The organism is Oceanococcus atlanticus, from assembly GCF_002088235.1.
Taxonomy (GTDB): domain Bacteria; phylum Pseudomonadota; class Gammaproteobacteria; order Nevskiales; family Oceanococcaceae; genus Oceanococcus; species Oceanococcus atlanticus.
In genome coordinates, this window is the sequence record NZ_AQQV01000001.1 from 968261 (window position 1) to 981998 (window position 13738).

11 protein-coding genes are annotated in these 13738 nt (G+C 58.1%); 10 read left to right on the forward strand and 1 reads right to left on the reverse strand.

Translation table 11 applies throughout. The annotated features are described in order from the left end of the window. The first annotated feature begins 43 nt into the window (after window positions 1-43). The 7 genes from ATO7_RS04605 to ATO7_RS04635 all read left to right on the forward strand — a co-directional run bounded on the left by ATO7_RS04605 (window position 44) and on the right by ATO7_RS04635 (window position 9770). Complete coding sequence (locus ATO7_RS04605) at window positions 44-2479, forward strand: penicillin acylase family protein (RefSeq protein WP_083559947.1); 2436 nt, start codon at window positions 44-46, stop codon at window positions 2477-2479. A gap of 185 nt (window positions 2480-2664) precedes the next feature. Next, the gene (locus ATO7_RS16730) at window positions 2665-3624 is read left to right on the forward strand and encodes a FecR family protein (protein ID WP_146680144.1); all 960 of its coding nucleotides are present in this window, start codon (window positions 2665-2667) and stop codon (window positions 3622-3624) included. 31 nt (window positions 3625-3655) lie between these two features. Then, window positions 3656-4867 carry an outer membrane beta-barrel protein gene (locus ATO7_RS04615; RefSeq protein WP_083559949.1) on the forward strand — a complete coding sequence of 404 codons (1212 nt, stop codon included), beginning with the start codon at window positions 3656-3658 and terminating at the stop codon, window positions 4865-4867. After that, window positions 4867-5457: a polysaccharide biosynthesis/export family protein gene (locus ATO7_RS04620; protein ID WP_083559951.1), complete on the forward strand. Its 591-nt coding sequence runs from the start codon at window positions 4867-4869 to the stop codon at window positions 5455-5457. The genes ATO7_RS04615 and ATO7_RS04620 overlap by 1 nt, the downstream gene beginning before the upstream one ends. Window positions 5458-5516: 59 nt before the next feature. Then, complete coding sequence (locus ATO7_RS04625) at window positions 5517-7643, forward strand: GumC family protein (RefSeq protein WP_276206676.1); 2127 nt, start codon at window positions 5517-5519, stop codon at window positions 7641-7643. Between the two features lie 67 nt (window positions 7644-7710). Then, window positions 7711-8331: a hypothetical protein gene (locus tag ATO7_RS04630; RefSeq protein WP_083559955.1), complete on the forward strand. Its 621-nt coding sequence runs from the start codon at window positions 7711-7713 to the stop codon at window positions 8329-8331. Then, window positions 8328-9770 (forward strand): O-antigen ligase family protein, encoded by a 1443-nt coding sequence (locus tag ATO7_RS04635; RefSeq protein ID WP_158523039.1) that lies wholly within the window; start codon window positions 8328-8330, stop codon window positions 9768-9770. The genes ATO7_RS04630 and ATO7_RS04635 overlap by 4 nt, the downstream gene beginning before the upstream one ends. On the opposite strand, the gene ATO7_RS04640 is transcribed toward ATO7_RS04635, so the two are convergent. Further along, window positions 9699-11126 (reverse strand): undecaprenyl-phosphate glucose phosphotransferase, encoded by a 1428-nt coding sequence (locus ATO7_RS04640; protein ID WP_083559959.1) that lies wholly within the window; start codon window positions 11124-11126, stop codon window positions 9699-9701. The genes ATO7_RS04635 and ATO7_RS04640 overlap by 72 nt on opposite strands. 227 nt (window positions 11127-11353) lie before the next feature. On the opposite strand from ATO7_RS04640, the gene ATO7_RS04645 reads away from it, so the two are divergent. Genes ATO7_RS04645 through ATO7_RS04655 form a run of 3 tightly spaced genes read left to right on the forward strand, consistent with a single transcriptional unit; the run spans window position 11354 to window position 13736 of the window. Further along, window positions 11354-11743, forward strand: coding sequence for an adenylyltransferase/cytidyltransferase family protein (locus ATO7_RS04645; RefSeq protein WP_083559961.1), 390 nt, complete (start codon window positions 11354-11356; stop codon window positions 11741-11743). Next, window positions 11743-12939 carry a glycosyltransferase family 4 protein gene (locus tag ATO7_RS04650; protein WP_083559964.1) on the forward strand — a complete coding sequence of 399 codons (1197 nt, stop codon included), beginning with the start codon at window positions 11743-11745 and terminating at the stop codon, window positions 12937-12939. The genes ATO7_RS04645 and ATO7_RS04650 overlap by 1 nt, the downstream gene beginning before the upstream one ends. Further along, a complete protein-coding gene (locus ATO7_RS04655) occupies window positions 12936-13736 on the forward strand; it encodes a WecB/TagA/CpsF family glycosyltransferase (RefSeq protein ID WP_083559966.1) in 801 nt (266 codons plus the stop codon). The genes ATO7_RS04650 and ATO7_RS04655 overlap by 4 nt, the downstream gene beginning before the upstream one ends. The last annotated feature ends 2 nt before the right edge of the window (window positions 13737-13738 follow it).

A 13738-nucleotide genomic window follows, 5' to 3' on the forward strand; every position in this document is an offset into this window, starting at 1 on the left:
GTACGCACAAGACCGACCACACAGAGTCGGACGCGAGGAGAACATGTCAAGGACGTCACACGCCGGCCGAGTGCTGGCCATTTCTGCTGTATTTACCCTCGGCCTGAGCGCCTGCAACGGTGGTCGTGATGACAGCGCCAGCAGCGGCGCTTACCACGCCAGCATCAAGCGCACCGAATACGGCATTCCACACATCACCGCGGATAACTTTGCCAGTTACGGCTACGGCTACGGCTATGTTCATGCCGAGGACAACCTGTGCGTCCTGGCCGAGGACCTGCTGACCATTCGTGGCCAACGTGCGCGTTACCTGGGCCGCGACGGCACCTACACGATTCCGGCCAACGGCAATACCAGCAGCAATGTCGAATCCGATTTCTTCTGGTCGCTGGTGGCCACCCCGGAGATCGTCGCCACCATTCGCGCTGAATCAGACCCGGAAGCCTTGCAGGCCACCCGAGGTTTCGTCGCAGGCTACAACCGCTACGTACGCGAATTGCGTGCAGGCCAACATCCGGGGCGCCACGCGAGTTGCCGGGATGCCGAATGGATAGGACCGATTAGCGAAGATGACATGTTCCGGCGTTTCTATCGCCTGGCGGTGCTAGCGTCCTCATCTGTATTTGTCAGCGAAATCGCCACGGCAGCCCCACCGGGACTGAACAACCTGCCGCTGGTGCCGGCCAGCGCAGAACAGATTGGCCAGCTTGACCCGGCCGATGTGCCGTTGGCCGGCGGCTTACCCATTGGCTCGAATATGTATGCGCTCGGGCCGGAAGCGACCCAGGATGGTTCATCCATGCTGTTCGGGAACCCGCACTTCCCGTGGCAGGGCACCGAGCGTCTGTATCTGGCACACGGCATCCTGCCCGAGACCAACATCATGGGTGCCGGCCTGTATGGCGTACCCGCCGCATTGATCGGCTTCAACGAACATTTTGCCTGGAGCCATACGGTCTCGACGGCTTATCGCTTCAGCTTTTACGAGCTCGATCTGAACCCGCTCAATCCGACACAATATTTCTACGATGGCGAACTTCGCGACATGCAGGCCAGCGAGATCAGCGTCGAGATTCTTGAAGACGATGGCAGTCTGAGCAGCGAAACCCGCACGCTGTACAGCTCGCACTACGGCCCGATGCTGGAAATGCAGGTCTCGGGACTACCGATCCTGGAATGGACCCCGCTCAAGGCCTATACCCTGCGCGACGCCAACGCTGAGAACTACCGCCTGATGAACCAGTTCTTCCGCTGGAACCGCGCCAAGAGCCTGGATGAGTTCATCGACCTGCATGCCTCAGTGCTCGGCGTACCCTGGGTCAATACTGTGGCGACTGGCCCGGGCCAGGGCGTGTACTACGGCGACGTCACCGTGGTTCCCAACGTGCCGGACAGCAAGGTCACAAGCTGCGGCGCGCAACCTCTGCAAACCGCACTCGGCCTGCTCATGCCGGGTTTGCCCATCCTGCAGGGTTCACGCTCAGCGTGTGAGTGGGACAACGACGACGACGCCCCCGTCCCGGGCATATTCGGCGCGGCCAATTTGCCCAAGCTCCAGCGCAACGACTGGGTTCACAACTGCAACGATTCTTACTGGTTGAGCAACCCCGAAGAACCCATCACAGGCTACGCGGCGATCATTGGTGATGAAGGCAGCGCCCGCTCAATGCGGACACGCCTGTGCATGCTGCAGGTCCAACGCAGGCTGGATGGCAGCGACGGACTGGATGACACTCCCGGTTTTACCTTTGACCTGCTCAAGGATGTGGTGCTCGACTCTCAGGTGTATACCGCCGAGCTGGGCCTGGATGCCGTACTTGCAACGTACTGCCCGCTAGGCTTTGCCCTGGGCACCAGCGGGCTGGTCAACATCAGCGCGGCATGTGACGTCCTGGCCAATTGGGATCGTAAGAACAATCTGGACTCGGTCGGCGGCCACATCTGGCGCGAATTCTGGCGCAACTCCGATATCCCCTTGCCGGTGGACCTGATCAGTCTTAAGTGGCTCACGCCGTTTAGTGCCAATGATCCGGTCAATACGCCGCGCACGCTCAATGTGCTCGACCCCTTCGTTGAAACGGCTTTCGCTGACGCGGTAGCCAGCGTCACAAACTCATCGTTTGCACTTGATGCACCGATGGGCGACATACAACGCTCCGGCGTCAACGGCCAGATCCCGATATTCGGGGGCGAAGGTTTTGAAGGTTCATTCACGATTGCCTCGTCAGGCGCGCTCGGCGACTCCGGTTATCCGGTGACCTACGGCAACAGCTACATCCAGGCTGTGACCTGGGATTTGCAAAGTGGCGCACCAAATGCCCAAGGCTTCGTCACCTACTCGCAATCAACCGACCCCGCCTCGCCCTACTACAACGACATGACCCAGGCCTATTCCGCCAAACAATGGGTGGACTACCCGTTCACCCCCGAGCAGATCGCCGGATCACGCGTGCTGGAAAGCTATGTTTTGAGCGAATAGCCGCAAGCCATTGATTGTGTCTATACTTAGAATACTTGTGCGAAAAGTCCGACAAAATCTTGAGGATGAGGACTACCGGCGCACAAGGTGCGCTCGCCATCCACAGGGGGAATAGCTAGCGCTGGCGAAGTACTACTGTTGCTGGGCCAAAGGCCTAAAGCAACACGGCGAACAGGAGAGGCGCCATGCGGAAATCGACCAAGCCCACACTGCTGGCTTTGGCCATGCTGGCTTTCAGCACCACAGCATTGGCAGAGATCGGCCAGATTCAAGACGTGTCAGGGTCCGCGACCACTGAACGGGGTGACCGGCTCATGAACAGCGTTGCTGGCATGGCTGTTCAAGTCGGCGATACGCTGACCACCGGAGAGCTCTCAGGCAAAGCACTGCGCCTAAACGACGGAGCCCTCTTCCGAATGAAAAGCGGCAGCATCTTGCGCATTAGTGAGTTCAACTATGTGCCAAGTGGCAGCGACACCGGTTTTGGACAACTTGTTATCGACCTCATTCAGGGCGGGATAAGTGTCATTTCCGGGGCGATAGGCAGTGTCAATCCAGCCAACTTCGTGATCAATACTCCCAGCGGCATGATCAACGCCATGCAGGGCGAGTTCAGCGTATTCGTTTTGAATGAAAGCCTGCCAGGAGGCGCAGAAGTCTCTGGCGCTGACATTGGCACCTACATCAATGTCGCCGGTGGCATTGTGCTGTTCTCAAACAGCTCTGGCACCCACCTGCTGGAACCCGGCGATATCGTTTTCATCCCAAATTCGTCAGCGCCGCCCACCACTGGCGGTACGATCCCGCCCGGCGTCGACATTGACGTCAACATCGATATCCGTGTCCCGGGCACCGGTATTCCTGACCCGGACCAACCCATCGGTGGCCCCACGGCCACACCGCCAGGTATTCCGGTGTCGCCTTCGCCAACTCCGGTGGCCACACCGACACCGACTCCCAGCGCGACACCTACCGCAACGGCTACAGCAACACCGTCACCCACTGTGACACCCAGCGCCTCACCCACGGCTACGCCTAGCGCAACGCCAACAGCTTCACCGCAACCGACAGCAAGCCCAACGCCGACACCCAGCGACCCACCTGACCCGTCACCGTCGCCCGACCCACCTGTAAGCCCGTCGTAACGCTCATTGACGTCTTAGGAGAATTATCACCATGTCACTGGAAAGAGCGTCTCGCTCGCAAGCTCTCGCATGGGCGAAATGTACCGCCGCTGCGTGTGCGGTTGGGGTGGCCCATATCTCCGGCGCCTCGGCTCAGGGCGCCAGTAACATTGAAATCAAACTGGGGCTGGAAGGCACTTACTCAGACAACTTTTATTACGAGTCGAGCAACGAACGTGCTGTCACAGGCGCCATTCTCAGCCCGACCGTCGAGTACACACGCGACTCCGCCACAACCACGATTGGCCTGACCGCCAAAGGTGAGTTCGCGGCCTACAATTACGGCAACGAAGACAACTACTCGGACGGTCTGGGTTCTGCCGCCATTAACTTCAAGCTGCCTCGAAACCTGGTGCTCGGTTTCACCGGGATAGCCGAGTACGGGCATGACCCGTTCGGCACGGCCCGCACCGAAGGCCAGCCGTCACAGAATCAGACCTTGGACGAGTGGTCGCAATACACAGGCTCCGTGGCCCTGGTTGGCGGACAAGCCGAGTCTTCGCATCTCGGGTTTGAACTGGAGTACGCATCACTGATGCGTGAGTATCAAACCAACGAGACCAGCACTCAGTTCCTTGATCGTCAATTCAACTCTGCCTCGGCGACTTTGCTCTACCACTTCAGTCCCAAGCTGTCCGTCCTGGCCCAGGGTACATTCCTGGAATTGGAATATGACCAAGTGCAAGCCGGCACTATTGATCGTTCTGGCGATGCCGCTGTAGGCCTGATTGGTGTCCGCTGGGCAGCAACCGCCAAAACATCCGGCGACATTCGAATCGGTCAAGGGAAGTGGATGCCGGACAGCTCAGCGGTACGCGATATCGATTCGAGTTACTACGACGCATCGATTACCTGGAGCCCGACCAAGCGCACAACCTTGAGCCTAGCCGGGTCTCGCGAGTATACGCCCACTTACCGGTTCGACGCGGTTTACATTGATGCGCAAACCTTTCGTCTGCAGTGGTCGGAAGTTTGGTCTTATCGGTGGAGCACCGCTCTCGTGCTCGCCTATTCCGAACGCGACTTTGTGGGCGCCACAGAGAAACATGATGTTGTCAGCGTGACTGGACGCCTTGCCTATCAATTGGACCGTGGCCTGAATATCTACGTGTCGTCACGTTATCTTGATCGTGATGCGGTTAACGTCAGCGAACAATTCGAAACCAACTCAGCAATGATTGGCTTGGAAGCCAAATTGAATTGATGCCCTTTAAAACCACGTCGCTGCTTGCGGCGCTGGCCTCTTGCGTCGCCTTGCTCGCAGGATGCGCCGGCACGCCGCCACCGCCCTCGCAAACCGCAACTTCTCAAGCTGCGCCCTCATCGTCCTTCCAGGCTGCGGTCTATCGACTCAACATTGGAGATCGCGTTCAGATCAAGGTTTTTCAGGAATCAGACCTGAGCGGCGACTTCACCATCGAATCAGATGGAAAAATCAACTATCCGTTGCTTGGCCGCGTACCGGTATCGGGCACCACCACTGCCGATTTGGAACGCAGCATCAAAAAAGGGCTAGCCCAAGGCTTTCTGGTATCTCCGGACGTTCGCGCCACGGTTGTGGCGTATAAGCCGATTTTTGTCGGTGGTGAAGTCAAATCGCCGGGCGAATATCCCTTTACGCCTGGCTTGACCGCACAGCAAGCCGCGACCGTAGCCGGTGGCCTGACCCGGTTTGCAGCGGAGAAATATTACATACAGCGCAACGCATCGGGGCCAGATCAGCGGTTCCGAGCAACTCCGGACACCTTCGTTTACCCGGGCGACATCGTCACTATTGAGGAGCGCTTGTTCTGAACTCACCCGCGCACGCCTCCGGACAGGTTGGCCACTCACTCTCCACCACCTCAAACCTGATCAGCGTTTCCGATGTGGTTTCGCTGATTCGTCAGAATCTGGTCGGTTTGATTTGTGTCCCGCTGGCTTTCGCATTAATCGGGCTGTATCTGGCACTCAGCCAAACCCCGATTTTTCGTGCCACTGCGTGGCTGCAACTGGACCCCAAACCCGTCAATACCGTCTCGGAAATTAATGAGGTCTATGATCCGGGGTACGGCAGCTACCAGTACTACGTGACCCAATCGCTGATACTCAAATCACGCAAGCTGGCGATCCGGTTGATTGACAGGCTCGAACTGGAGAATGTTGAAGAGTTCTCTGAGCGCGGTCCTAACCTTGCTTACACGCTGAAGACGTGGCTCGGCATGCTGCCGTTTATGCCCCCACCACCGCCATTGGACGCGGAAACCAGCGATGCTATTCGCGAACGGGTGCTGGCACGCGTACAAGAAGCCATTTCAGTTGAGCTGGCGACCTCATCAACACTTTTTCAGGTGCACTTTGATTCACGCGATCCGAAGCTCGCGGCCGATGCGGCCAATGCGCTGGCTGATCTCTATATCGAAGAGCTGCTTGAGGCCCGGCTGGAGATTTACCGTAAAGCCACCACGTGGCTGACCGAAAAGCTGGGCACAATCTCTGGCTCCCTGCGTGATGCCGAAGGCCAACTGCAGTCATTCCGTGACAGCGCAGACATCGTGAATGTCGGCGGCTCACGGGGCTTGCTCGAAGAGGAACTTCGCGACCTCAGCGAACGTTTGCGCGAAGCTCAACGCGAAACCACGTCGCTGGAAAGCACCTTCCGCGAAATTCGCAACGCCGGCGATGATCCAGATGCGCTGACGCGTATCAGCGCTTTGCTGCTCGACCCCGTGGTCAACGATGTCACCGAGCGTTTTCTCACCGAGCAAAACCGTCTGCAAACACTGGAAAAACGTTACGGCGCTCGCCACCCCAGCATGGCCGAAGCACGTGCCAGCCTGGAAACAGCACGTCAGTCGTACTTGGCCCAGTTACAGATCAAAGCGCGCAGTATCGAATCGCAATACAACATCGCGCGACGTAATCAACAACAGTTAGCGAACCAGGTGGCCTCCGTTCGCCAGCGGCTCAAAGAGCTGGATCGCAAGCAGTTCGAGATCGGGCAACTGCAGCGCGAAGTAACCAGCAATCAGCAGCTCTACGACTTGTTTCTTTCGCGCTTTAAAGAGGTCCAGAACAACAGTTCTAGCGCCGAGGTCAATGCACGTATCGCGGACCCAGCCTATCCGCCAACCAAGAAGCACAAACCAGAAACGGCCAAGATCGCGCTGATCGCCGGCGGCTTCGGGCTGATTTTCACCGTTCTGGCTGTATTGCTTAAAGAACTGCTGAACACCCGCATTGAAACGGTTGAAGACCTGGAAGCCTTTGGTCATCACCCCGTGGTTGGTGTGGTGCCGGCCATTCAACCCGCGAAAAAGCTCGACAAAGCGGCGCATTATTTTGCAGCTGATGCCAAGACTCCTTTCGCCGAGAGCGTGCGCAGCCTGAAAACGGCCGTTGCTCTGGGGGGATTTGGCGGCAAACTGCAGTGCATCGTAGTCACCTCCACCGAGCCGGGTGAAGGTAAGACCACACTATCGTCGGCACTTGCTGCAGCGTTCGCAACCAATGACCGCACGCTGATTATCGACACGGATATGCGCCGTTCACGCATTTCCGAGCAGTTCGGACACAAGCGTAACCGTGACCGTCAAGGCCTGACGCACGTGCTCAATCAAATGTGCTCGTTTGAGGACGCTGTGGTCCATGATGAGGTTTCGGGAGTGGACATCCTGCCGGCAGGCGCGGTCCCGGCGAACCCTGCTATGCTGCTCGACTCGGATGGTTTTGTGCAGCTGCTTGACAAAGCGCGCGCTGATTACCGCTATGTGGTCATTGACACCCCGCCTCTGGGGGCCTCCAGCGACGTGTTACACCTGTCTTCGCATGCCGATGCGTTTCTGCTGGTTGCGCGCTCTCATCGCACGCACAAAAGTGCCTTGCAAAGTGCCTTGCGCCAGCTCAACGTGGTCAAAGCACCGGTTCTGGGCTTCGTCCTTAACAGCATTTCCCTGAAGCGTGGTGGCTCTTACTATGGCTACTACGGCTACCGATACTAGACGCAAACAGGACTCTCAGGGCGGCTTCTCCAGCATCCAGTTCGGTCTTGGGCTCGTTGCTCTTGGGTTGGCCCTGGTGCAGATTCTTGGGCACGTGTTTCATCAGAACCTGCTGGACTGGTATCGACAAGACGCAGAACATGCTCGTCAACTCGGCGCCTCAGTCCCGGTCGCACTCGCCTTAGGTCAAGACGCGCTGGACACACGCGTCGCGCTCAGACGGGGTGAAAGTTTTGAAGCCATGCGTGACGCACACTTGGCACGTCTGGCGTTGAACCCCGCCAACGGGCGCTACTGGAGTCGTTATGCCGTTGATTTGCAACGCTACCGGCATCAAGGCGACGCGCTGGAACAGGCCGTTGCGCGCAGTCTTGCGCTGTACCCGCAATCGATTGAGAACGCGATTGAACAGTCCGTGATCGCTGCATACAACTGGTCCAGCGCATCAGAGGCAACGCGCCAATCGTGGAACGCGCACCTCACATTAGCGTTAAGCCACCCACGCTTGCTGGGTTACCACGCCAACCGCAGCGGTGTCGCGAAACCGTTGTGCTCAATCCCCCGCGTTCATGATGAACTCAAAGACTGGTGCGTTCGACTGCCTGCGTATGAAGCCGCATGCCACAGTGCCAACGCCAATGCGGACGTCCGCAAGTGGTGCCAGCAGGCGGGCTTTGCGACACCATGAGCACACGCCTCGCATCATGGATGTTTTACGCCGGACTGCTGATTACACCGATCTATCGCGGCGGCAATGCCGATGCCCCCCCAATGATCCTGCTGGTGTTTTGTGCGCTCAGCTTGATCTTGTCGTCACTGGGCAGCACCAACACCAAGCGCCCAGCGTTACCAACGATGGGCATTATTCTCTGGGCTGCTTGGCTCGGGTGGCTTGTATTCCAGCTTATTCCGCTACCACCTGACCTGCTGGCTCGGCTATCGCCTCAAGCGTTTGCCTACCACCAAGCGGTCGCGCAGGCAGGCGGACAAGCGCATTATTCGCTGTCATTGGTGCCGGCACGTGGCCTCGAGCTGGTCGTGCTGAGTGTGACTTACGCTATCGTCTACCTGACGACGCTCAGCATCGCCCACGACCAAACCAGCGTGCGTCGGGTACTCAGCGTTATCACACTCGCTGCCGCTCTAGAGGCGGTCTATGGCGCTCTGCATCTCTTGGCCGGAATAGGACACCCATTGCTCGACCCGGCCAATGCGCATCAAGGGGTCGCGACAGGAACATTCGCCAATCGCAATCATTTTGCCGCATTCCTATGTTTAGGCTTCTGCGCTGGCTTGGGACTGATTCTGGGACGCAAAAACGATCCCAATAGTGCAGGCAGCATGCGAGCACGGCTACGCGCATTGTTAGACCTGCTCACCAGCGAACTGGTGTTGTTTCGAGTCCTTCTGCTCGTGATTGTGGTCGGTGTCGTTCTCTCACAATCCCGAATGGGCAATGCGGCCCTCGCACTGGCGGTCACCGTGTACGCCTTGGCCTGGTTGCTCAGCACCCGGCGCGCGGCCAGCTTCGGCAAAGGTTTGTTGCTCTTTGTGTCGATTGCTGTCGCAGATGTGCTGCTGGTCAGCGAGCGGTATGGCTTGGAACGGGTGATGGAGCGCATCGAGCAGACGGACTATGAGTCCGAGGTGCGCTTTGTGGCGAACGATATGTCACATCAGCTGATCAACCGCTTCGGGCACATCGGAGCGGGCCTGGGCAGCTACCCTATCCTTCAGGAATCCGTCCGCCCCGAGGGCTTTGAGCGCAGCTTCCGCCACGCACATAACGACTATTACGAATTCTGGATTGAAGTCGGAATTCCGGGACTTGTGCTGCTCGGCGTACTGCTGCTCTATCACGCACTGCGAGCCGCTGCGGCACTGCGCGAACGACGCAGCTGGCGACGCGCAAGCGGTGCCGCTGTGCTGGCCGTCATCGCCGCCGGCCTGCTCCACGCCACCGTTGAGTTCAACTTTCGCATCCCCGCGTACGTGGCATATTTCGTCACGCTGTTGGCGCTAGCGACGCGCCTACAGGGACGTGGCAGCACGCGGTCAATAGGCCGTTGGCTGAAACCAAATCACAAACGCGGTATGAAACAGGATCTTGATATCCAGCGTCAGTGACCAGTTATCGATATAGAACAGGTCGTATTCAATGCGCTTCTCAAGCATCCGCACATCACTGGTTTCACCGCGCAACCCATGCACCTGAGCCCACCCGGTGATACCGGGCTTAACCCTGTGGCGCAGCGCATAGCGATCAATATCATCCCAATAAGTAATGTTCATATTGACCGGGTGAGGCCGGGGGCCAACCAGGGACATGTCGCCCATCAGCACATTAAATAGTTGTGGGAGCTCATCCAAACTGTAACGTCGTAACACCCGACCAACCGGTGTGATCCGTGGGTCATCGCGTGTGGCTTGGCGGTACTTTGGACCGTCGTCACCGCCCACATACATCGTGCGAAATTTCAAGGCGCTAAACGCCTTTCCATCCAGGCCGTGGCGTTGCTGTCGAAACAGCATGCCGCCTGGAGAGCTGAGATAAACCGCAAGCGCACACACCAACATGATCGGCGCGAAAGCCAACAGCGCCAGTATGGAACCAACAATGTCCATCAAACGCTTGAGCGCCAAGTCCAGCCCACGGTGAGGACTGGTGGTCAACCCGATGACAGGCAGACCAAGTACTTCATCGACATCGCGATTGACCAGGTCATACATGAAAATATCCGGAACCATGCGCACGTCTACCAAATGCTCACGCATGGTCCTCAGTACATTGTGAATTTGGCTTTCGCGGGTCACCGGCAAGGCCAGCCATACTTCATCAATGTCTTCTCGGGTCGAAATCACGCTCTCAACATCATCAAGACTGCCCAGACATGGCACATCCTCCGGCATCGACGAACGGTCTCCCTCACAGAGATAACCGATGACACGCAAGCCAGCCCAGGGGTTAACCTGCAAAGCTTTGGATGCGTGAGCGGCCAAAGAGCCGCTTCCGGCCAGCAAAATGCGCCGAACACCTTGACCTCGCTGATGCCGCGCATGGCGTACACGATGCATAACCCATGCTTCCAGCATGAGCAGCAGCCCGACACTGACAAACCAGCTGCCGACCCACAAACGCGAGAATTCAGCCCCACTCTTGGTTACGAACAACATAACCAGCAGCAGAACCACTGAGATCACCCAGGCACTCATGCGGCGACGAATCTGTGGCCACATCAAAGGCTCAAGCACCGGGCGATAAAAGCCCAAGAACTGCATCGTCACCGGATAGGCGAACGCCATGGTCCAAATCAGCACGCGCCACGACTCGGGCGGTGGCCACACGCCCGTTCGCCCGAAAAACGTTGCCAGGACCCACAGCGTTAGCATGCCGCTGCTCCACACAACGACACCGTCCACCAGCACCACTAAAGGCGTCCATGGCGACCAGATACGATTCAACCGCAACGGCCGACTCGTCATCGATTACCCCGAGATGTCATCCTTGTCTCCAGCCCCCGCTACCTCCTGCCCCAAGGGCAGCACCACTGATTCACAGCATGCTGCATAGACGCGGGTTGTGTCAGCATCATACGCGTTTTCGCCGCCTTCCAACCACTAGCAGCATCGCTCAACCGGCGGGCTGCTTGGCGCTGGTTTGCCGCAACCAAGCACGCTAAGCTCAAGGATTATTAAGCCGTGCTGTTTCCATGAAAACTGTCATTACGTTCGGAACTTTCGACGTGTTGCACGTGGGCCATTTACGCATCCTAGAACGGGCCCTCGCACTGGGCGACCGTCTGGTTGTTGGCGTTTCAACCGATGAGCTATCGGCGGAGAAGAAGCAGCGCACGCCCATTTACCCACTGCATGAGCGCATGCGCTTAATCAAAGCCTTGCGCATGGTTGACGACGTGTTCGTGGAAGAGTCGCTGGAGCGTAAGCGTGACTACATTCTCGAACATAGCGCCGCGGTTTTCGTGATTGGCGACGATTGGGCGGGAAAATTTGATGCGTTGCGGGATCTGTGCGAGGTCGTATACCTGCCCCGCACACCTGGCATATCCACCACCGCGACGATCGAAAAGATCCGCGACTAATGCACTCACCTCGCAAGCTGCGCGTCATGCTGGTTCACAGCGGCTATCGCCGCAGCAACCCCAGCGGTGAAAACCGGGTCGTTGAGATGGAACGACAGGTGCTCGCCGAGCAGGGTGTGGAGGTCTCAGAGTTCATCATTCAAGCCGACCAGCACAGCACCATTTCGCAATATTTGAGCGCTATGCTCGCGCCCTGGAATCCGCTGGTTGCGCGACGCTTTAAACGCCATGTCAGGACGCTCAAGCCCGACATCGTGCACGTCCACAATCTCTTTCCAAACATCAGCCCCAGCATACTGCCGCAGGCTCACGCCGCAGGCGCCAAAGTGGTTATGACCCTGCACAACTATCGCTGGTTTTGCAGCAACGCCACGGCGTTTCGTGAACATTCGCCGTGCTACCGCTGCCAGGCCGGGCAGCTCACTTGGGGGGTGCGCTTTCGCTGCTACCGCAAGAGCTTTATCGCGTCCTTGGTGGCAGCCGCCTTTGTGGCAAGCCTGCGACGCCAGAGCCAATTCATAGATCGCTTCCTGGCCTTATCACAGGCTCAATATGCAACCTTGTGCCAGGCCGGCATAGCGACGCAGCGCATGCGCATCAAGCCCAATTTCCGGCCGCCACCAACGCGCACACCTTTGCCCTGGCACGAGCGCACGCGTGATGCCATATTCATTGGACGACTTGATGAGGAAAAAGGCGTTCTCGCCTTGCTGAAAGCTTGGCAGAGCATGGGGGCGCAGGCGCCCTGTTTAGATGTCGTCGGCTCGGGCCCGTTAGAGCCGCAGCTCCACCAGTTGCTCAACACAGACCCGCAGCTGGCGCAGCGGGTGCGTCTGCATGGGCAGTTGGCACGCACCGACACTATGAACATGTTGAGCCAAGCGCGCCTGTTGCTGATGCCCTCTCTTTGGCGGGAAACCTTCGGCCTCTCAGTGCTCGAAGCTTTAAGCCATGGCGTGGGAGTTGTAACGTTTGCTGGCAGTGGCCCTGATGACATGGTCAAACCGCAACTCAACGGTTTGCGCTTGCAGCTCAACCCAGATCAGTGGGGCCCCACTCTGCTTGAGTTGTTTCAACCAACCAACCCGACCTTGGAGCGCTGGGGCGACCATGCCCCAAGCAGTGTTGACCAGCTCCACGAACCAAGACAAAACGCACGGGCACTCACCGCGCTCTATCAGGAGTTGCTGTCTTGAAGAACGCAATCCCGGCGCACAATCTGCTCGGCGTGAACGTTCACGCCTGCGAGCCCGAGCAAGCCATTCAGGCCGTTCTAGACAGCGCTCAGCAACAACAGTATCTAAGCGTTGCATGTCTGGCCAGTTACAGCCTGGTGGCGGCTATCAACAATCCAGACCACCAGAAACGACTGAACGCACTTTCGCTGAAAGTTTGTGACGGACAGCCGGTACGCTGGGCGCTTAACCACTTCTACAGAGTCCGGCTACAGCAACGTGTTTACGGCCCCAAACTGATGAGCGATCTCATCAGTCATGCGGAACAGTTGGGCCTGCCCTGCTACTTTTACGGTGGCAACCCACCAGCTCTTGAAGGCATGCTCGTGCAGCTCGCGGAACGTCACCCTGCGCTCAAGATCGCGGGCATGCACGCCGGGCGCTACGAAAGAATCTCAGCTGCCGAGCAAGCCCACATTGCACAAACCATCCGCGACAGCGGCGCACGTCTGGTCTTTGTCGGTCTGGGCACGCCCCGGCAAGACATCTGGCTGTACGAGCACAGAGACCTGATTCCAGCCCCATGCATTGCGGTTGGTGCCGCGTTCGACTACTACGCCAATCTGCTCACTCCGCCACCGGCCTGGATGGGGCGCTGGGGATTGCAGTGGCTCCATCGGTTGCTCCAAGATCCGCAGCGTTTGTGGCGACGCTATCTGCTCAACAACAGCCGCTATGTCTACGAAATGCTGCGTCAGCAGTTTCGCGGCCCAAGGGCACTACTCCACGGTGAAGCGCCTTATAGAGGAGACGCGTAAGC

What these genes read in the sequence shown, in the direction of transcription:
- ATO7_RS04645 (WP_083559961.1), top strand. Translation starts at nt 11,354, where the DNA reads ATGAAAACTGTCATTACGTTCGGAACTTTCGACGTGTTGCACGTGGGC.
- ATO7_RS04615 (WP_083559949.1), top strand. Translation starts at nt 3,656, where the DNA reads ATGTCACTGGAAAGAGCGTCTCGCTCGCAAGCTCTCGCATGGGCGAAA.
- ATO7_RS04635 (WP_158523039.1), top strand. Translation starts at nt 8,328, where the DNA reads ATGAGCACACGCCTCGCATCATGGATGTTTTACGCCGGACTGCTGATT.
- ATO7_RS04620 (WP_083559951.1), top strand. Translation starts at nt 4,867, where the DNA reads ATGCCCTTTAAAACCACGTCGCTGCTTGCGGCGCTGGCCTCTTGCGTC.
- ATO7_RS04650 (WP_083559964.1), top strand. Translation starts at nt 11,743, where the DNA reads ATGCACTCACCTCGCAAGCTGCGCGTCATGCTGGTTCACAGCGGCTAT.
- ATO7_RS04605 (WP_083559947.1), top strand. Translation starts at nt 44, where the DNA reads ATGTCAAGGACGTCACACGCCGGCCGAGTGCTGGCCATTTCTGCTGTA.
- ATO7_RS04640 (WP_083559959.1), bottom strand. Translation starts at nt 11,126, where the DNA reads ATGACGAGTCGGCCGTTGCGGTTGAATCGTATCTGGTCGCCATGGACG.
- ATO7_RS16730 (WP_146680144.1), top strand. Translation starts at nt 2,665, where the DNA reads ATGCGGAAATCGACCAAGCCCACACTGCTGGCTTTGGCCATGCTGGCT.